Genomic DNA, 19,257 nt, shown 5'->3' with positions numbered 1-19,257 from the left:
AAACTACAGAGACCTGAGGAACGCCAGCAAAGCTTCGCGGTCGGTCGCGGACAGGGCCTGGAAGCGCTGGCGGGTGCGGTCTGCCTCGCCGCCATGCCAGAGGATGGCCTCGGTGAGATTGCGGGCGCGGCCGTCATGCAGATAACCGACTTTGGCGCTGTTGCCCATCACCTTGTCGGTGTAGCCGATACCCCACAAAGGCGCGGTACGCCACATGCTGCCTTTGGCCTGGCCTTCGACAAATTTGTCGGCAAGGTCGGCGCCCATGTCATGCAGCAGCAAGTCGGTGTAAGGGTGGATGGTCTGGTTGCGCAGCTCGGCAAACAGATGGCCTGGCCCGGTCTTCATTTCTACTGCGTGGCAGGCGGTGCAGCGTATTCCCTGGAAGACCTTGGCGCCGCTGCTGACCTGCGCCGGATCGACGCGGTGTTCGTCCAATGGCGCGACGCCCTTGGGGAAGCCGCTGGCAAGACTGCGCTGGGCCGGCACGCCCACCAGCGAAAGATAGTGGGAGATCGCTTGCAGGTCGGATTCCGCGATGCCCTTCTGCACGCCGGCGGAGGCACAGCCGGCCGGATCGGTGTTGCAGGCAAGGTTGGGGTAGACCGGCGAGGTCACGGCCATGTCCAGCAGCAGCGCGGAAGCGGCCTGCTGGCGCAGCGTCGCCTTGGACGCCTTCCAGCCGAAACGGCCCAGGCGCACCGCGCCCGTCTCAGGATCGAAGACGAAATTAGGCAGGCCCTTGACGCCATCCTCATCCGGCGTCGCCCGAGCGCGCGCCAGGATGTCCGCTTCCGGTACGGCTTCCAGCAAGCCGGTGCCGATCATGGGCTGGGCGGCGCGTAGCGAGAAGGCGTCCGGCACCGGTCCCTCGAAGGCCAGTGTCGGCTTGCGCAATTCGACTGCGCTGCCGTCGGCCAGCTTCACCGAACGGCTCTCGAAGCCGCCGACGCTGACGCTGTTGCCCCAGTTCTGCGAGGTTCCGCTCGCCGATGCGCCATTCATCTGCACTGCGGTGCCGTATTGCGGATGCGGCAGCTGCTGGCCGCTGGCATCGGTCATCGCCACCCGCACCGACATGCTGTCCAGCCGCTGGTTCAATGCGCCTGGCGCAATGCTGCGGCCATTGTTGACGTGGCAGGCGATACAGGCGGACTGGTTAAAGCGCTGCCCCTGCAAGCCGACAGCCGGCGCGTAGCGGTCATTGCCCGGCTCGTTGTGGTCACCGGTGGTGAAGTTGGTATGCACCAGCCGCCGGCCTTCGACGAAGCGCTGCATGTTCTGCATGCCGACATTGTTCTGCGGCTGCTGGAACATGAACAATCCATTGTTTGAATAGTTGTAAGACACCGAGCCGACGCCGCCCGACAAAGTCTCTGCCGGCAGCGGCACCGAGTTCAGGCGCGGCTGCACGCCATACCAGGGCCGGAGGCCCGTGCCCACCACGTAGATCCATTCGGACGAATAGTAGCGGATGCCGCCATCGTCGCCTTTGGCGAGCATGGCGTCCTTGGTGGAGAAGAACGACGGCGAGACTTCGATGACATCGCCAACCACCAGCGGCCGTCCGGGAACGTTTTGACCGTTGGGGAAACCGTCGGCGCCAAGGGCGCCGTGCCCGGGGTAGCCGGTCACAGTCAGGCTGCAGCCGTTGTTGAGCAGGTTGGCGCTGGCCAGCTTGCCGTTCGGCGGGTACGGTACGGAAGGGCAGATGGTGAGAGTGCGGTCGACCAGTTCGCCGGGATTCATCCAGCCGTAGCCGGTGACGCCAGGCCGGTCGAAGGCGCGGAACCAGGCCACGCCGCCGGGCAGCTGGGCTTGCTGGAAGTACTCGTTGACCTTCAGCGTCGGCTTGGTCACGCCCGCGACGCGGCTATTGTCGATGACCTCGAAACCCCAGGTGCGGTTCTTGAAGTATTGCGGCACGAAGGTCAGGTAATTGCCCGGCCCCTTATCCACCGGCAAGCCGGTGACCGGGTCGACCGTCTCGTTGGGACCATAGCCGACCTCGTTCCATTCCTCGCCGCGCTCGCGGCCGTGACGGGCCAGGCCGCGCGCGCCGAAACGGGTCACCAGCGTGCCGTCCGGCAGCGTGAACTGCAGCGTTTCCAGCGGTTCGGCGGAGGTCGGCAATGGCATCATGCCGTTGCCGCTGGCGGGGAATTTCAGCGCCGAGGTAGTACTGCTTGGCAGCGTGTTGTCGCTGCCCGGCGTCTTGAATTCGACCTCGAACAGCGAGTAGCCATATTGCGTGGCCCGGGCGATACCTTGCAAGCGGATGTAGCGGGCATTGACGCCGAGATTGAAGAATTCTTCGGTGCCGCCCTGGCCATTGCTGACGTAGCGTAGTTGCGACCAGGTCTGGCCGTCGTTCGACACCCGCAGTGCGTATTGCTTGCCGTAGGAGTTTTCCCAAAGCAGTTTCATGTAGCCGATCTGCGTCTTGGCGCCAAAGTCGAATTGAATCCAGGCGCCGTCTTCGGAGGCGCTCGACCAGCGCGTCGTCATTTTGCCGTCGATCGCCATGGCGGCTGACAAGCCGGGATTTTCCAGCGCCGAGGAAGTCGCCGCTACCGGCTTGATGGCAACGCCCGGCTTGCTGGTGTCGACCGGCACCGGTACGGGATCGGGCACGGGCGCTACCACCGGACTGCCGGAGAAGGCCTGGATCTCGAAGATGGAATAGCCGTACTGCGTCGACCGTTTGACGCCCTGCATGCGCAGATAGCGGCCCTGGCCGGAAAGCCCGGTCCAGTCCTCGGCGCCACCCTGGCTATTGTCCACGGTCTTGATTGTGGTCCAGTTTGTATTGTCGTTGGAAACCTGCAGCAGGTATTGGAGAGCGTGGGCATTCTCCCAATCGATGTGTACGCGATTGATGACCTGGGATGTGCCGAAATCCAGCGTCAGGTACTCCGCGTCGGAAAATCCGCTGCCCCAGCGCGTGCTCTCATTGTGGTCGATGGCTGCGGCGGCAGAGAGGTCGCCGCGCTCCGCCGAACTGGCGCTGGCGCTCACCGGCGTCAGCACCACTTCCGCCGCGGCGCTGGCGGCGGCCAGAGACTGGGCGCTCTTGGCCGCAGCATTCTGGGCGGCGGGATCGTCGCTGCCGCCGCCGCAGGCGGCAAGCAACAAGCTCAAGGCCAGGACTAACCCTTGCGCGGAAAGAGCGCGTGCAGATTCCCGTTTTAGTCGACGCCTGTATGGCAGTTTATTCATGATGTTTCCTTTGCTTTTTTGTTAGTGCGTTCTAATCAAAAAAATGAGCAGTTTGATCAACCGTCAAAACTTTTCAGGACTTGCTTGCAGATGCGGCTTCAGAACAGCGGGCAGGTAACCATGCGAAGCCTGTGCGCGGACTTGCCCGAGTCCATGGTGTTTACTGATCAGATAGTTTTCACTTGCTGACGCGTGCGCCGTGCATGGCGCCGGTCAAATACTGCATTCCTCAAGCCGAGGTTCGCGTGAATTGATCCGTGGTGGACTCAGCGCGTTCGCAGTGCATGTATTGCGTAAGAGCAAGTGTTGTACCAGCAATATTACGGGTGTTTTCTTGACATTTAATGGCAGTAAAAGATTTATTGCTGCTCATTTGTCAGGTACTGACATTTTTTGTCGCCGGGATTGGTGTGTGCGGCAAGCAAGCGCTTGATTTGTTTAGGGTTTCTTTGATTTGTTTAGCGGATCTGCAGCGCTGACATGGCTTTAGACGTGCGCATTTCAGCCACTGCGCGATGATGGCGGGCGGGCTCGATACATCGTCCGATAGCCGGTAGAATATGAGTCATTACTCGCTTATGCCAGGTGGCATCGTGACGACCAAAAAACGCCAATCATTAAAGCCGCGCAAGATTCCCCAGCAATCGCGCGCCGGACAAACCGTTGCTGCGATCCTGGAGGCGGCGGCCCGCATCCTGGAAAGCAAGGGAATCGAGGGACTGAATACCAATATCGTCGCGCAGCGCGCGGGCGTCAGCATCGGCTCCCTGTATCAATACTTCCCCGGCAAGGATGCGCTTATCGTGGCCCTGTGCCAGCGTGAGCGCGCCGTGTTTTTCGCGGAGGCTGAAGGGGCGCTGAGCGAACCGGACGGGCAGCGGGGATTGCAGCATCTGATTGCCGCTTCCGTCCATCAGCAGCTGCGCCGGCCGACGCTTGCGCGGCTGCTCGATGCCGAGGAAAGCCGCCCGCCGATTGCCAGGGAACTGGCGCCGTTCATTGTCGCCATGAGTGAATTGATCCGGCAGCTTCTGGCCCATGAGGATATTCCGCCGCAGCCGGACATCGACATAGCGGCCGACGACATCATCGCCATCGTGCGCGCCATGGTGGATGCGGCGGGATACCGCGGCGAAGTGGATCGCGCGGCGCTGGAAGGCCGTGTCAGCCGTGCCCTGTTCGGATACCTGGGGATCGTGGAGCGCCGGCCCGGATAGCCCCGGGCGACTCCGCAAATGTGAGCAATTGCACGGGCCGTGGCTGCGCACGGCGCGCAAAGCCCGCGCCACTTCTGTGGCGGCGCGCTACAGACAGGCGCGGGAGGCAATGCGAGTTTTAAAATCGAGCAATTGCTCGCAAAATGGACCTTGTGGAGAGTCAAACGATCAGCGCAGCTGCATGGATCGGTGACTGCTTCCTCTATGACATATTCCAACCTTTTTGCGAGAGCCATCATGCATATTCATACCCAAGCAAAGCTGAATCATTTGAGCTTTCCCACCACCAATGTGGCAGAGACGGCTGCATTTTTTGAGAAATACCTCGGTTGCGAAATCGTCGCCGCCGGCGACAGCTGCCTGCTCAAGCGGCACGACTTTGACATTGTCCTCGACCATGTCGCGGAGGAGCAGCCGGCGTGGCCCAAAAATTTTCACTTCGGCATAGAGCTCGACAGCCTGGATCAGGTTCATGCTCTATATAAGGAGTTCCTGGAAGATGGCGTTCATATGGAAACGGAGGTCTTCAACAACGCGCGCGGATCGCGCTTCTTTTGCCGTACGCCGGGCGGCGTCCTGCTTGAAGTGAATACCCGTGCCGACATGCAGCAGCAGGATCAATGGCAAAAGCTGTTTGCATAGCGCCGTGGCGCTTTGCCTAGCTGGACTTTGTCGGCTAGCGCCAGGTACTTATTCTTCGCTTGCGCTGCAGTCACCGATATCAGCCGCCGGCGCGATGCCGCGCGCCACCTGCGCCTTCGCCAGCGGCATTTCGCTAGAGGACAAGGGCCGCACTTCGACGCGGGCCGTGCCTTTGCCGGCGAAGCCCAGCTGTTTCGCCGCGCTGTAGGAGACATCCAGTATGCGTTTGCTGTGGAAGGGGCCGCGGTCGTTGACTTTCAATATCGCCATCTTGCCATTGCCGACGTTACGCACCAGCACCCAGCTATGCAAAGGCAGGCTTGGGTGGGCAGCGGTCATGGCGTGCATATTGAAACGCTCGCCGCTGGCCGACTTGCGGCCATGCAGCTTGCCGCCATACCAGGAAGCCGTGCCGCGCTGGACCGGTTTTGTCGGCGCATCACTATCCGCTAGCGCGTGGTCATCGGTGGGAGCCGGACACTCGCCAGCCGGCGCCGTGACCATTGCTTGCTGCGTGGCGGCGGTCGCCGCGCCATCTCCGGCGGCAGCATCCGCGTGGACAGGCGCTGCGTCGGCAAGCGCGTCGGCTGCCCGGGCCGCTGGCAGCCACAGCATGCAGGCGCAAGCGCTCACTCGCAGGAGCGGCAAGAACATGCGGTACGGGTGTCGAGGCGTCATGGCCCTGGCTTGAAAATCATCATCTGGCCGAGTCTACATTTCTGGCGGCAATCTTGGCCACCTGTGTTGCAAAATCAAACAAATTTCCTGCGGCGGCGCCTGCGCTGCGCCTGCCGGCCGCATGGCGGCAAATCCTGGACGAATCTATATAGAGTATTCAGCAAAACCGGCTGGAAGCAAGCTATTATTGCCGGTCGGAAATTTGATTGGCGTGATTAAGCCGCTCAGTATATTATTTTTCCCACAACAAAGATGCATATTTGATAAATCCCGGCACGATTGCGTTCCATCCCGCGTTTTAGTCGATTTATCCTATCAAATCTGCAGCTTGTCGCAATCGCATACTCAGTAGCAATTTTCCTCTTTACAGTGTCGCCACACCCTGTACATTGGAGAGTTGTACAGAGCAATCAAAGATCTCGCTATATATAGTCAGGCAGTAAATCAGGCAGTACGAAAACCGCATAAAAAATTGAACATCCCGCATTTGGGAGCCCCGCAAAAAACTAGGTAAGGGAAAAAGGATGCGTTTATTAAAGATGCTCGGCAGCGTACCCCTGCTGTCCGTGATCGCCGGTTGCGTGGTTGGGCCTACCTATCAGGTACCCTCGCCAACGACATCATCGCAAGCAGTACTGCCGCAATTTCAAGGCGCTTTGCCGAAGCCGGCGGGAGCCGAGGCCGGCGCCACCGACCTGACACGCTGGTGGTCGCAATTCGACGATCCGCTGGTGGCCGAACTGATCGCCACCGCCGAGGCCAGCAATCCTAGCGTGGCGCAGGCGCTGGCGCGTATCAAACAGGCGCGCGCCACGGCGGGTTCCGCCGGCAGCGCGCTCTATCCTTCGGTGGCCGCCGATGCCAGCAGCACGCGCAGCAAATCCCTCTCCGGTGCGACCGGCGGCTTTGGCAGCCCGACCATCGTCTCGACCAGCAGCAGCGCGACTTTCGACGCCAGCTGGGAACTTGACCTGTTCGGCGGCAAGCGCAAGACCGCTGAAGCCGCCAATGCGCGCGTATTTGCCCGCAATGCAGACTGGTATGGCGCCAAGGTGTCGCTGGCAGCGGAAGTCGGCAGCACCCTGGTGGATTACCGTGCTTGCGTAGCCACTGCAGCGATGCTGGCGCAAGACCTGACGTCGCGCGAACAGACTGCCCAGCTCACCGCACTCAAGGTCAAGGCCGGCTTCACCGCGCCGGCCGATGGCGCCCTGATCAACGGCTCGACCGCGGACGCCCGGCAAAAACTGGTGGTGCAGCGTACCGAGTGCGATCTCGACGTCAAAGCCCTGGTGGCGCTGACAGACATTCCCGAGCCGCTCCTGCGCGGCAAGCTTGCTGCCAACGAACGCCTGCCGACGCCGCGCGGTTTCGTGGTCGAGAGCGTGCCGGCGCAGGCCTTGTCGCAGCGGCCGGACATTGCGGTCGCTGAACGCGAACTGGCCGCTGCCAGCGCCGAAATCAACGTCGCCCAGGCCAATCGCTACCCCAGCATTTCACTGCTGGGCAGCATCGGCATAGGCGGTTTCCGTTTCGACGGCAGCAGCTCGCGCTCCGACACCTGGTCGTTCGGTCCGTCGCTCAAGCTGCCGCTGTTCGATGCCGGCTTGCGCAAGGCCCAGGTGGACCTGGCGCAGGGGCGTTATGACGAGGCGTATGCCGGCTATCAGTTGCAGGTGCGGAGTGCCGCGCGCGAAATCGAAGAAGCCCTGGTGCGCCTGGATGCGGCGGCGCGGCGCGTCGACGACGCAGCGCTGGCGGCGAAGGAGTACGAGAGCTACTTCCACGCCAACGACGACAAATTCAAGGCCGGCAGCGGCAGCCTGTTTGAACTGGAAGATGCACGGCGCACCTTCCTGGCTGCGCAAACGACCCAGATCAGCGTCCAGCACGATCACGTGACCGCCTGGATTGCCCTGTACAAGGCTTTGGGCGGCGGCTGGCGCAACCAGACGGAACAGGCGGCCTTGCCGGCTACGCCCGCCGGATTGCCAAATGCTGCGCCAAACTCCGATCGTTCTTAATATAGATAAGCAAAGAAGACAGTCATGAAAAAGCCATCTTTGAAACTGGTAGTCATTGCAGTGCTGGTCGTGGTCTGCGGCTCGGCCGCGGTCTGGGCCATGACAGGGAAGAGCAGCAATAGCGGCAAAGCAGCCGAGAAGGAAGCGAGCAAGCCTAAAGCCTCCCTGACGGTCACCACCACCAAGGCGCAGAGCGCCGACTGGCCGCTGACCTTGTCGGCCAACGGCAGCATCGCTGCCTGGCAGGAAGCCGTGGTCGGCAGCGAACTGGGCGGCTTGCAGCTGGCCGAGGTCAGGGTCAACGTCGGCGATATCGTCAAGCGCGGCCAGGTGCTGGCGCGTTTCAGCAATGACAGCGTCGAGGCGCAAGTAGCGCAGCAAAAAGCAGCGGTGGAAGAGGCCAAGGCGGCGCTGTCGGAGGCGGACGCCAATGCCGAACGGGCGCGCACGCTGGTCAACAGCGGCGCCTTGAGCGGCCAGCAGACGACCCAGTATGAAGTCGCCCAGCGCAGCGCCAAGGCGCGCTTGCAGTCGGCCCAGGCCAGCCTGGAGATGCAGCAGATCCGCTTGCGCCAGACCCAGGTGCTGGCGCCCGACGACGGCGTGATTTCTTCGCGTACCGCAACCGTCGGTTCGGTGGCCTCGCAAGGACAGGAGCTGTTCAAGCTGATCCGCCAGAACCGCCTCGAATGGCGCGGTGAGGTGAATGCCACCGATCTGTTGCAGATCAAGGTCGGCCAGGCCGTCAAGCTCAGGGTCACCAATGGCGTCATGGTCGACGGCAAGGTGCGCATGATTGCGCCGACCGTCGATCCGCTCACGCGCAACGGCCTGGTCTATGTCGACCTGCCGGCGCCGGGCAGCGCCCAGGCCGGCATGTTCGGCACCGGCCAGTTTGCGCTGGGCCGCGCTGCGGCGCTGACCTTGCCGCAGAGCGCGGTGGTGATGCGCGACGGCTATAGCTATGTCTACCAACTGGGCAATGATGACAAGGTGATCCAGACCAAGGTCACGCTGGGGCGGCGGGTTGGCGACCGCATCGAGGTTGCCGAGGGCCCGAATGGCGTCACGATGGCGATGACGCTGGTGGAAAAGGGCGCAGGCTTCCTGGCCGACGGCGATACCGTGCGGGTCGCGCCGGAATCGAAACCGGCTGCACCGTTGGCAATGAAATAAGCGAGGACCGGCCATGAATTTTTCCGCTCTCTCGATCAAGCATCCGGTTCCGGCCATCCTGCTGTTCATCCTGCTCACCATCATGGGCCTGATGAGTTTCAAGGACATGCTGGTGCAGGATCAGCCCGATATCGACTTTCCCTTCATTTCGATTTCCACCAGCCTGCCAGGCGCTTCGCCCTCGCAGCTGGAAACTGAAGTGGCGCGCAAGATTGAAAATTCGGTCGCGACCGTCACCGATGTCCGCCATATCTACACCATGATCAACGACGGCGTGGTGAATACCACCGTCGAGTTCCGCCTGGAAAAGGATATTTCGGAAGCGATGGATGATGTGCGCGATGCGGTCAACCGCATACGCAGCGATTTGCCTACCGATGTGCGCGATCCGGTCTACGGCAAAGCGAACACCTCGGGCCAGCCCATCATCACCTACACCGTCAAGTCCGACCAGCTGGATGAAGAATCCTTGTCCTGGTTCGTCGACAACGACGTGTCCAAGGCCTTGCTGTCGGTGGCTGGCGTCGGCAAGATCGCCCGCGTCGGCGGCGTCAATCGCGAAGTCCTGGTGGAGCTGGATCCGGAGCGGATGGCTGCCCTGAATGTGTCGGCGGCGCAGATCTCGCGCCAGCTGCAGCGCGTGCAGCAGGAAGCGCCGGGCGGCAAGGCTGACATCAGCGGTGCGCGGCAGTCGGTGCGCACCATCGGCACGGTCGGCAATGTGGCGGAAGTCGCCGCCTTGCAGATGGCTTTGCCGGATGGCCATGTGATCCGCCTGGACCAGGTCGCCAAGGTGACCGACGGCATCGGCGAGCGCACTGCGCTGACGCTGCTGGACGGCAAGCCGGTGGTCGGTTTCGAAATCACGCGCAGCAAGGGCGCCAGTGAAATCACCGTCTCCAAAGCGGTCAAGAAAGCGGTCGCCGAGCTGAGCAAGAAAGCGAGCCACGTCAAGATCGAGGAAGCCTTCAACAACGTCGACGTGGTCCAGGAAAACTACGAAGGTTCGATGTCCTTGCTGTATGAAGGTGCGATCCTGGCAGTGCTGGTGGTCTGGTTCTTCCTGCGCGACTGGCGCGCCACCCTGGTGGCTGCCGCGGCGCTGCCGCTGTCGATCATCCCGACGTTCATGGCGATGAAGTTCCTCGGCTTTTCGCTCAACGGTGTGACCTTGCTGTCGCTGGCGCTGGTGATCGGGATCCTGGTGGACGATGCGATCGTGGAAATCGAAAACATCGTGCGCCACCTGCGCATGGGCAAGACGCCATACCAGGCAGCGCTGGAAGCTGCCGATGAAATCGGCCTGGCGGTGGTGGCGACGACGTTTACACTGGTGGCGGTATTTTTGCCGACCGCGTTCATGAGCGGCATCGTCGGCAGATTCTTCAAGCAGTTCGGCTGGACCGCGGCGATCGCGGTGACCACCTCGCTGATCGTGGCGCGCTTGCTGACGCCGATGATGGCAGCCTATCTGCTCAAGCCTATCGTGCATGAGAAAAAGGAAGGCCGCCTGATGGCGAAGTACCTGGCGGTGGTTTCCTGGTGCATGGCGCACCGGGTCAAGACCATGGGCATGGCGGCACTGTTCTTCATCTTGTCGCTGGCCATGATCCCGTTCCTGCCGACCGGTTTCATTCCGCCTAGCGACCGTGGCCAGACCCAGGTCACGCTGGAACTGCCGCCTGGCAGCATCCTGGAAGAAACCCGCGCCAGCTCGGAACAGGCACGCCGCTTGCTGATGACCAACAAGAATGTGGCTCAGGTCTATAGCGCCATCGGCGGCGACGAGGCACGCCGTTCGACCTTGACGGTATTGCTCAAGGACCCGCCTGAGCGCAAGGAAAAGCAGACCGAGGTGGACAGCGAATTGCGCAAGCTGCTGACGCAGTTGCCGGGGCTGCGGTTTACCGTGGGCGGTGGCGGCAATGGCGAAGAAATTCAGCTGCTGCTGTCGGGCGACGATCCGGCGGCGCTGAGTTCGGTGACGCGCGCCATCGAACGGGAAATCCGCACGATTCCAGACCTCGGCAACATTACTTCCAGCATCAGCCTGGTGCGGCCGGAAATCATCGTCACGCCGAACTTTGCCAAAGCTGCCGACCTTGGCGTGACGTCTTCGGCGATCGGTGAAACCTTGCGTATTGCTACTTCGGGCGATTACGACCAGCTGGTCGCCAAGCTGAACCTGCCGGAGCGGCAGATCCCGATCCGGGTGCGCTTGCCGGAAGATGCGCGGCATGACCTCAGCGTGCTGGAACGGTTATCGGTGCAGGGCAAGAGCGGCAACGTGCCTTTGAGTTCGGTGGCGGACATCCGCTTCGACAGCGGCCCGGCGCGGATCGACCGCATCGACCGCAACCGCCGCGTGATTATCCACGTCGAGCTGAACGGCCATGAAATCGGTGAAGTGATGGATAAGATCAATGCGCTGCCGAACGTGAGGAATCTGCCGCCTAACGTCAAGCGCGGCGAACTGGGCGACGCCGAAATCATGAAGGAGCTGTTCTCCGGCTTTGCGCTGGCGATGCTGACCGGCGTGCTGTGCGTGTACATGGTGCTGGTGCTGCTGTTCAAGGGCTTCCTGCAGCCGGTGACCATCCTGGCGGCCTTGCCCTTGTCCATCGGTGGCGCCTTTGCGGCCTTGCTGATCACGCATAATTCGTTCTCGATGCCGTCGCTGATCGGTTTGCTGATGCTGATGGGGATTGCGGTCAAGAACTCTATCCTGCTGGTGGAATACGCCATCGTGGCGCGCCGCGATCATGGCATGAGCCGTTTCGAGGCGCTGATGGATGCCTGCCATAAACGGGCCCAGCCGATCATCATGACCACCATCGCCATGGGCGCCGGCATGCTGCCGATTGCTCTCGGAGTGGGCGCCGATTCCAGCTTCCGCGGACCGATGGCGATTGCCGTCATCGGTGGCCTGGTGACTTCGACCTTCCTCAGCCTGCTGGTGATTCCGGTGGTGTTCACCTATGTCGACGATCTGCTGGTGTGGACCAGCAGCAAGTTCCGCCGCAAACCAGGCGAAAGCGTGGCGCACATGGTGGCCAGCAAGTTGCACATTACCGAAACCTGATCGCAATCTGATGTAGAAAAAAACGCCCGCAAGGGCGTTTTTTTATTGTCCCTGGCGTTTGCCTTGCCTGCGGGTTTTATTCAGCGGCAGCCAGGTTGCCTGCGAGTTCGGCGAAAGCCCTGGCCGCGGCGCTTTGATAACCATCCTTGCGCCGCAATAGCGAAACCGTACGATGCGGCAGGGCAGGGGCCAGCTGGATTTCCTGCAGCCCGGGATGTTCGCGCGCAATCGCCTCCGGCAGGATGGTGACGAGGCCGCCGCGGCGGACGATTTCCACGATTGCACTGATGGTGTTGGCTTCCACCGCGATCCTGGGGGCAATGTCCTGTTGCTGCAGGTAGGCGTCGACAAAGGTGCGGGTAGCGAAGTCGCTGCTGAGCAGCGCCAGCGATTGCCGGCCAAGCTCGCTGGCGGCCAGCGCCGCCGCACCGGTGGCAGCAGGGCGCTGCGCCAGCGGATGCCCCAGTCCGACCACGGCGCACAGCTTTTCGTCGAACAGCGGCTGGCTGCTGATCTCCGCAGAGCGCACCTGGCTGAAGGCCAGCCCAAGGTCGACCTGGTCCGCGGCCAGCGCCGTTTCAATCGCATCCAGGGTCTTTTCAATCACTTGCAGCGTGATGCCGGGATAGCTGGCGTTGAAGCGCGCGATCAGCGGTCCGGCCAGATAGGAAGTCAGGCTCGGCGTCATGGCCAGCCGCAGGGTGCCGCGGGTCAGGTCGCGCACGTCATGAATGGCGCGCTGGCCGGCCTCCAGCTCGCGCAGCGCCCGGCGCGCGTAAGCGATATAAGCGTCGCCGGCATCGGTGGCGCGCACCACCCTGCCGCTGCGGTCCAGCAGCTGCGCACCTAGTGTCTCTTCCAACTGCCGGATCTGCTGCGACAAGGTAGGCTGCGAAACATATAGGGTCTCGGCAGCCCTGGTGAAATTGCCCTGTTCGACCACAGCGAGCAGGTAGCGGATATGACGTAGTAGCATTTTTGGCAACTATAGGTGATTCTTATGATGGCGATTGTATATCGGTCTTGGACCTAATAGTTGGATGGCTTCATCATGGCTCCATTACTTCAACACTTACAAGGAGAAGCGCCATGAAGTCCATCGTCGATGGGGTCTTGAAATTCCAGAAACACACCTTCCCGGGCCTGTCCGGCCTGTTCAAGGAGCTGGCCACTACCCAAAGCCCGAGCGCATTGTTCATCACCTGTTCCGACAGCCGCGTCGTGCCGGAACTGCTGACCCAGCAGGATCCTGGCGATATCTTCGTGATCCGCAATGCCGGCAATATCGTCCCGTCCTATAGCTCGGCGCCGGGCGGCGTCACCGCCACGGTCGAATACGCGGTCGCGGTGCTGGGCGTGAGCGACATCGTAGTCTGCGGCCATTCCGATTGCGGCGCCATGACAGCCATCTCCAGCTGCAAATGCCTGGATCACTTGCCGGCGGTGGCGGGCTGGTTGCGCCATGCCGATTCGGCCAAGGTAGTGAACGCGGCGCGCACCCATGCCTCGCCTGCCGCACGGCTGAGTTCGATGGTGCGTGAAAACGTCATCGCCCAGCTGGTCAACATCAAGACCCATCCTTCCGTGGCGCTGGCGCTGGAGCAGGGCACCCTGAACCTGCACGGCTGGGTATACGACATTGAATCCGGCTCGATTGTGGCGCTGGATGGCGAAAGCAATCAGTTCGTCTCGCTCGCCGAATTTCCGCAAACCGTTGCTACGCAGGCCAAGCGCAGCGCCGTGGCTGCTTAAGATTTAACCATAGTCAGTTCTTCACCCGTGCTCTCACTGAACCCTCACTGAAAAGGAAACATCATGCAACAAGCAAACGTCTATCAAGATAACCGCGTCGCCCTCACTTCCCGCGTCATCGCCGCCAAGGCGCTGAAAGACCTGTCCTGGAAACAGCTGGCCGAAGGCACAGGCCTGAGCGTGGCCTATGTCACGGCAGCGCTGCTGGGGCAACACGCCTTGCCGAAGCATGCGGCGGAAGTGGTGTGCCGTCATCTCGGCTTCGAGCCGGAAGCGGCGGCAGAGCTGCAAATGATCCCTCTGCGCGGCAGCATCCCGGGCGGCATTCCTACCGACCCGACCATCTACCGCTTTTACGAAATGCTGCAAATCTACGGCACCACCTTGAAGATGCTGGTGCACGAAGAACTGGGCGACGGCATCATCAGCGCCATCAACTTCAAGCTGGACCTGAAGCGGGTGGAAGATCCGGACGGCGGTTCGCGCGCGGTGATTACGCTCGACGGCAAGTTCCTGCCGAACAAGCCTTACTAACACTGCTGGACGTTACAGCCTGGGTTGCCTCAACCCGGGCTGCAGTTACGCATGCTTTTTTACGAATCTTGCCGAAAGGTAGTTGGCGATGGAAACAGGAACATCATCCAGGCTCAGTTCCGGCCTAGTGGCATTGATGGCGATGGCGACCGGCGTTGCAGTAGCCAGCAATTATTACGCGCAGCCGCTGCTGCATACGATTGCCGGACAGTTCGGCGTCAGCAACGGCGCAGCCGGCTCGGTGGTGACGGTGGCCCAGCTCAGCTATGCGCTGGGTTTGCTGCTGCTGGTTCCCCTGGGCGATATGTTCGAACGCAAGAAGCTGATCGTCTTCATGGCCTTGTTGTCTGCCGCCGGCATGGTGCTGACGGCGCTGGCGTCCAATCTTGCGCTGGTATTGCTGGGGACGGCGCTGACCGGGATGTTTTCCGTGGTGGCGCAAATCCTGCTGCCGTTTTCCGCCACCCTGGCGGCGCCGGAAGAGCGCGGCAAAGTGGTCGGCCATGTCATGACGGGTTTATTGCTAGGCATTCTGCTGGCGCGTACGGTGGCGGGATACCTGTCGGCCATCGGCGGCTGGCAGACCGTGTACTGGTTCGGCGCCGCCATGATGTGCATCACCGCGCTGGCTCTGGCGCGCGCCTTGCCGCGCTATCACCAGCCGGCGGGCCTGCCATATCCGCGCCTGCTGATGTCGGTGCTGCGTCTGTTGGTTGACGAGCCGGTATTGCGCATGCGCGCCTTGCTTGGCGCGATCGTCTTTGCCGTATTCAGCATCTTGTGGACCTCTATTTCTTTCCTGCTGTCGGCCGCGCCCTACCACTACGACGACGGCACCATCGGCTTGTTCGGACTGGTTGGCGCCGCCGGTGCGCTGGCGGCTTCGCAGGTCGGGCGTCTGGCCGATCGCGGCAAGGCCGGGCTTGCCACCAGCATCGGGCTGGCGCTGTTACTGCTGTCCTGGCTGCCGCTGGCGTTTTCGGAACATTCGCTGGCTGCGCTGGTGTTCGGCGTGCTGCTGCTGGATCTGGTGGCGCAAGCAGTACACGTCACCAACCTGAGCGTGATCAGCCATCTGCATGGCGCGGCAAGGAACCGCCTGACCTCGGGCTACATGACCTGCTATTTTCTGGGAGGCGCAGCCGGGTCCATGCTTTCCACTTTCCTCTATGGACGCGGCGGCTGGCCGGCGGTAGCGGCAAGCGGAGCCTTGCTCAGCGCTCTTGGCCTGGCCATCTGGCAAGCCAGCGAGCGCCGCAGCGCGACTGCGGCGGCTGGCGCCGGCTGATCTGAACCGGGAGGGGCGGCAATACCGCGCCTCAGCCGGCTCTGGTAAAGTGCCTCTATTTACAGGCCGAATAAAGGAAAGCAGCATCATGGGGTTCAATAATCTGATTTTTCGTAGCCACCCGCGCCTGATCATCGCCATCGTGCTGGGCTTGATCGTATGGGCGCTGGCGCCGCAAAGTTCGGCCATTACCCGTGCCTTGATCGGCTGGAATGCAGGGGTCTGGGGCTATCTGCTGATGCTGTGGTGGATGATGGCCCGCGCCAGTTGCGAGCTGGTCAAGAAAAGAGCGGCGATCGAGGATGAGAACGATACGATGATCCTGATCCTGATTTGCGTCGCCGCGGTTTCCAGCATCGCCGCGGTGGTGTTCGGCCTGACCCAGGCCAAGGATTTCCTGCCGGGGCCGAAAGAGATCCGCTATCTGTTTACCGGCATGACGGTGCTAGGCTCCTGGTTCCTGGTCGGCACCATCTTTACCTTGCACTACGCGCGCCTGTTTTACGCCGCCGATGAAGCAACGCCGCCGCTGCGTTTTCCCGACGAGGAAAAGAATCCGAACTACTGGGATTTCCTGTATTTCTCATTCACCATGGCGGTTGCGGTGCAGACCTCGGATGTCAGCGTCATGACGCGTTCCATGCGCAAGATCGTGCTGTTTCAATCGGTGCTTACCTTCCTGTTCAATTCGGCGATTCTCGGTCTGTCGATCAATATCGCGGCAGGTCTGGTAGGCTAGCGTACGGCAGCAAGGCCGGCAGCGCCGCTTGCTGCAGCGGAAAAAAAAGCCAATCGTTTCTGCGATTGGCTTTTTGTTTTGCGGGGGCAAAGATGGCTGTTTCCATCTCCGCCCTGCGGGGCAGCGGCCTGTTACTGCCAGCCGTAGCGCCTTGCGTACCAGCCCTTCATGGCCTGCGTCAGCACGGCATAGGCAACCAGGATAAGCACCAGCCACGGGAAGTAGGCCAGCGGCAGCGCCTGCAGCTTGAAGTAATCGGCCATTGGCGACATCGGCAGCAGGATCCCGACCAGCATGATGATGATGGTCATGCTCATCAGCGACCAGGACGCGCGGCTCTGGAAGAATGGAATCTTGCGGGTCCGGATCATGTGCACGATCAAGGTTTGCGACAGCAGTCCTTCGACAAACCAGCCGGTGTGGAACAAGGTCTGATGTTCCGGGGTGTTGGCGCCGAAGATGTACCACATCAAGGCAAACGTGCTGATATCGAAGATTGAGCTGATCGGGCCGAAGTAGATCATGAAACGGCCGATTTCACCGGCATTCCAGCGCTGCGGTTTCTCCAGGAACTCCTTGTCGACGTTGTCGAACGGGATCGCGATCTGCGAGATGTCGTACAGCAGATTCTGTACCAGCAGCTGCAGCGGCAGCATCGGCAGGAAAGGCAGGAAGGCGCTGGCCAGAAGTACCGAGAAGACATTGCCGAAGTTGGAGCTGGCTGTCATCTTGATGTACTTCAGCATGTTGGCGAAGGTCTTGCGGCCTTCCAGCACGCCTTCTTCCAGCACCATCAAGCTCTTTTCCAGCAGGATGATGTCAGCGGCTTCCTTGGCGATGTCGACTGCGGTGTCGACCGAAATGCCGATGTCGGCGGCGCGCAGGGCCGGCGCATCGTTGATGCCGTCGCCCATGAAGCCGACTACGTGGCCTTTGTCGTGCAGGACGCGGACGATGCGTTCCTTGTGGGTCGGGCTGAGCTTGGCGAATACGGTGGTGGTTTCGACCGCGACCGACAATTCGGCATCGCTCATTTTTTCTACCTGATTGCCGAGCAGCATGCCGTCCACGGCGAGGCCGACCTGGCGGCAGATCTTGGCGGTCACCAGCTCATTGTCGCCGGTCAGGATCTTGACGGTGACGCCGTGCGCCTTGAGGGCGTCCAGGGCCGGCTTGGTCGATTCTTTCGGCGGATCGAGGAAGGCGATATAACCGATCAGCACCAGGTCGGATTCGTCGGCCACGCCGTACACTTCCTTGGTCGGCGGCAGGTCCTTGGCGGCCACCGCCACCACGCGCAGGCCCTCGGCGTTGAGGCTGGAGGTAGTATCGTAGATTTCCTGCAGCAGCTCCTTGGTGAACGGCACCACTTCGCCGTTGTGGCGCGCGTGGGTACAGACCGAGACAATTTCTTCGACCGCGCCCTTACAGATCAATTCATGATGGTCGTCGCGTTCGCTGACCACCACCGACATGCGGCGGCGCTGGAAATCGAACGGGATTTCGTCGACCTTGCGGTAGGCCGAGGCCAGCGCCATTTCGCGCTGCAATTCAGCGTGTTCCAGCACGGCGACGTCCAGCAGATTCTTGAGGCCGGTCTGGTAGTGGCTGTTGAGGTAGGCATATTCCAGCACCAGGTCGTCCTGCTCGCCGAGGATGTCGGTATGGCGCTCCAGGAAAATCTTGTCCTGGGTCAGGGTGCCGGTCTTGTCGGTGCACAGCACGTCCATGGCGCCGAAGTTCTGGATCGCGTCCAGGCGCTTGACGATCACCTTCTTGCGCGACAGCGCGACCGCGCCCTTGGCCAGGGTCGAGGTGACGATCATCGGCAGCATTTCCGGCGTCAGGCCGACCGCGATCGACATCGCAAACAGGAAAGCTTCCAGCCAGTCGCCCTTGGTCAGGCCGTTCAGGAAGAACACCACCGGTGTCATCACCATCATGAAGCGGATCAGCAGCCAGCTGACCTTGTTGACGCCGGACTGGAAAGCGGTCGGCGTACGGTCGGTGGCGGTGACGCGTTCGGCCAGGGCGCCGAAGTAGGTCTGGTTGCCGGTAGTGACGACAATTGCTGTGGCTGAACCACTGACTACGTTGGTGCCCATGAAGCACAGATTGTCCAGTTCCAGCGGATTGCCGGTAACCTCGCCGCGATGGGTCAGGAATTTTTCAACCGGCAGCGATTCGCCGGTCATGGCCGCCTGACTGATGAACAAGTCCTTGGCGGTCAGCAGGCGCAGATCGGCAGGAATCATGTCGCCGGCGGACAGCTGGACGATATCTCCCGGCACCAGTTTCTTGATTGGCAGTTCGATGCGGCGCGCGCCCTTGGGGTGCAGGGTGACGTCGAAGTAGCGCAAGGCTTCTGCCGCAATGTCTTCGGCGAGGTCGTGGCGCAGCACGGTGGCGGTATTGCTGACCATTGCCTTGAGCTTGTCGGCCGCCGTATTGGAGCGCGATTCCTGGACAAAGCGCAGCAATGTCGACAACAGCACCATCGAACCGATCACGATGGTGGCCTTCATGTCTTCAGTCAGGTACGAAACCCCGGCCAGCACCGTCAACAGCAGATTGAAGGGATTCTTGTAGCATTGCCACAAATGCGCCCATTTCGAGATCGGTTTTTCGTGTTCGACTTCGTTCGGTCCGGCGCTGATACGGATTTCGTCCGCTTCAGCGTCGGTCAAGCCGTCGGCGCGGCTATGCAGTCTTTGGAACAGCTCGCTGATCTCGATGTTGGCAGCGCTCGACAAAGTCTGCGCCAGCGACGGCGGCACTTCCTTGTTGACCGGGGTACTGCGGAACATGTCGGGAGCCAGCCGGCGGAAATGGCGATCCATGCCGTGCGTGCGGACAAAGCTAACGAAGGTGTCTTTGAGAATATTCAGATTCATGGAATTCTTCTT

Annotated in this window: 15 protein-coding genes; 11 read left to right on the top strand and 4 right to left on the bottom strand. The window is 61.4% G+C overall.

Going from position 1 to position 19,257, the window contains the following annotated elements; genetic code table 11:
- Positions 1–3: 3 nt before the first annotated feature.
- Positions 4–3,219 carry a di-heme oxidoredictase family protein gene (locus VNZ65_RS18445; RefSeq protein ID WP_325671588.1) on the bottom strand — a complete coding sequence of 1,072 codons (3,216 nt, stop codon included), beginning with the start codon at positions 3,217–3,219 and terminating at the stop codon, positions 4–6.
- 344 nt (positions 3,220–3,563) lie between these two features.
- On the opposite strand from VNZ65_RS18445, the gene VNZ65_RS18440 reads away from it, so the two are divergent.
- From VNZ65_RS18440 to VNZ65_RS18430, 3 genes are all read left to right on the top strand, one after another.
- Positions 3,564–3,698, top strand: coding sequence for a hypothetical protein (locus VNZ65_RS18440; protein ID WP_325671586.1), 135 nt, complete (start codon positions 3,564–3,566; stop codon positions 3,696–3,698).
- Between the two features lie 111 nt (positions 3,699–3,809).
- Positions 3,810–4,436: a TetR/AcrR family transcriptional regulator gene (locus tag VNZ65_RS18435; RefSeq protein ID WP_414649170.1), complete on the top strand. Its 627-nt coding sequence runs from the start codon at positions 3,810–3,812 to the stop codon at positions 4,434–4,436.
- Between the two features lie 237 nt (positions 4,437–4,673).
- Complete coding sequence (locus VNZ65_RS18430; RefSeq protein ID WP_325671582.1) at positions 4,674–5,078, top strand: VOC family protein; 405 nt, start codon at positions 4,674–4,676, stop codon at positions 5,076–5,078.
- Positions 5,079–5,126: 48 nt separating this feature from the next.
- Here VNZ65_RS18430 and VNZ65_RS18425 read toward each other — a convergent pair whose 3' ends face one another.
- Positions 5,127–5,756, bottom strand: a complete 630-nt coding sequence (locus VNZ65_RS18425) for a septal ring lytic transglycosylase RlpA family protein (protein WP_325671579.1) — start codon at positions 5,754–5,756, stop codon at positions 5,127–5,129.
- Positions 5,757–5,765: 9 nt separating this feature from the next.
- On the opposite strand from VNZ65_RS18425, the gene VNZ65_RS18420 reads away from it, so the two are divergent.
- The 4 genes from VNZ65_RS18420 (at position 5,766) to VNZ65_RS18405 (ending at position 12,038) form a co-directional block, all read left to right on the top strand.
- A complete protein-coding gene (locus tag VNZ65_RS18420) occupies positions 5,766–5,975 on the top strand; it encodes a hypothetical protein (RefSeq protein WP_325671577.1) in 210 nt (69 codons plus the stop codon).
- Positions 5,976–6,280: 305 nt separating this feature from the next.
- Positions 6,281–7,780 carry an efflux transporter outer membrane subunit gene (locus VNZ65_RS18415; protein WP_325671575.1) on the top strand — a complete coding sequence of 500 codons (1,500 nt, stop codon included), beginning with the start codon at positions 6,281–6,283 and terminating at the stop codon, positions 7,778–7,780.
- A gap of 24 nt (positions 7,781–7,804) precedes the next feature.
- Complete coding sequence (locus VNZ65_RS18410; RefSeq protein WP_325671573.1) at positions 7,805–8,956, top strand: efflux RND transporter periplasmic adaptor subunit; 1,152 nt, start codon at positions 7,805–7,807, stop codon at positions 8,954–8,956.
- Positions 8,957–8,969: 13 nt separating this feature from the next.
- A complete protein-coding gene (locus VNZ65_RS18405) occupies positions 8,970–12,038 on the top strand; it encodes an efflux RND transporter permease subunit (protein WP_325671571.1) in 3,069 nt (1,022 codons plus the stop codon).
- Between the two features lie 76 nt (positions 12,039–12,114).
- Here the strand turns inward: VNZ65_RS18405 and cynR are convergent, their stop codons facing one another.
- The gene (cynR, locus tag VNZ65_RS18400) at positions 12,115–13,014 is read right to left on the bottom strand and encodes a transcriptional regulator CynR (protein WP_325671569.1); all 900 of its coding nucleotides are present in this window, start codon (positions 13,012–13,014) and stop codon (positions 12,115–12,117) included.
- Between the two features lie 113 nt (positions 13,015–13,127).
- On the opposite strand from cynR, the gene VNZ65_RS18395 reads away from it, so the two are divergent.
- The 4 genes from VNZ65_RS18395 (at position 13,128) to VNZ65_RS18380 (ending at position 16,351) form a co-directional block, all read left to right on the top strand.
- Positions 13,128–13,790, top strand: a complete 663-nt coding sequence (locus VNZ65_RS18395) for a carbonic anhydrase (RefSeq protein WP_325671568.1) — start codon at positions 13,128–13,130, stop codon at positions 13,788–13,790.
- A 63-nt stretch (positions 13,791–13,853) separates the two neighbouring features.
- Positions 13,854–14,324 (top strand): cyanase, encoded by a 471-nt coding sequence (cynS, locus tag VNZ65_RS18390; protein WP_325671566.1) that lies wholly within the window; start codon positions 13,854–13,856, stop codon positions 14,322–14,324.
- An 88-nt stretch (positions 14,325–14,412) separates the two neighbouring features.
- Positions 14,413–15,612 (top strand): MFS transporter, encoded by a 1,200-nt coding sequence (locus VNZ65_RS18385; protein ID WP_325671564.1) that lies wholly within the window; start codon positions 14,413–14,415, stop codon positions 15,610–15,612.
- An 88-nt stretch (positions 15,613–15,700) separates the two neighbouring features.
- A complete protein-coding gene (locus VNZ65_RS18380) occupies positions 15,701–16,351 on the top strand; it encodes a DUF1345 domain-containing protein (RefSeq protein ID WP_325671562.1) in 651 nt (216 codons plus the stop codon).
- 131 nt (positions 16,352–16,482) lie between these two features.
- Here VNZ65_RS18380 and mgtA read toward each other — a convergent pair whose 3' ends face one another.
- The gene (gene mgtA, locus VNZ65_RS18375) at positions 16,483–19,245 is read right to left on the bottom strand and encodes a magnesium-translocating P-type ATPase (protein WP_325671560.1); all 2,763 of its coding nucleotides are present in this window, start codon (positions 19,243–19,245) and stop codon (positions 16,483–16,485) included.
- Positions 19,246–19,257: the final 12 nt, after the last annotated feature.

Source organism: Collimonas sp., assembly GCF_035566555.1.
In the GTDB taxonomy this organism is placed as follows: domain Bacteria; phylum Pseudomonadota; class Gammaproteobacteria; order Burkholderiales; family Burkholderiaceae_D; genus Collimonas.
The sequence above is the reverse complement of the archived record's forward strand: the minus strand, read 5'-3'. Positions and strand labels throughout refer to the sequence as shown.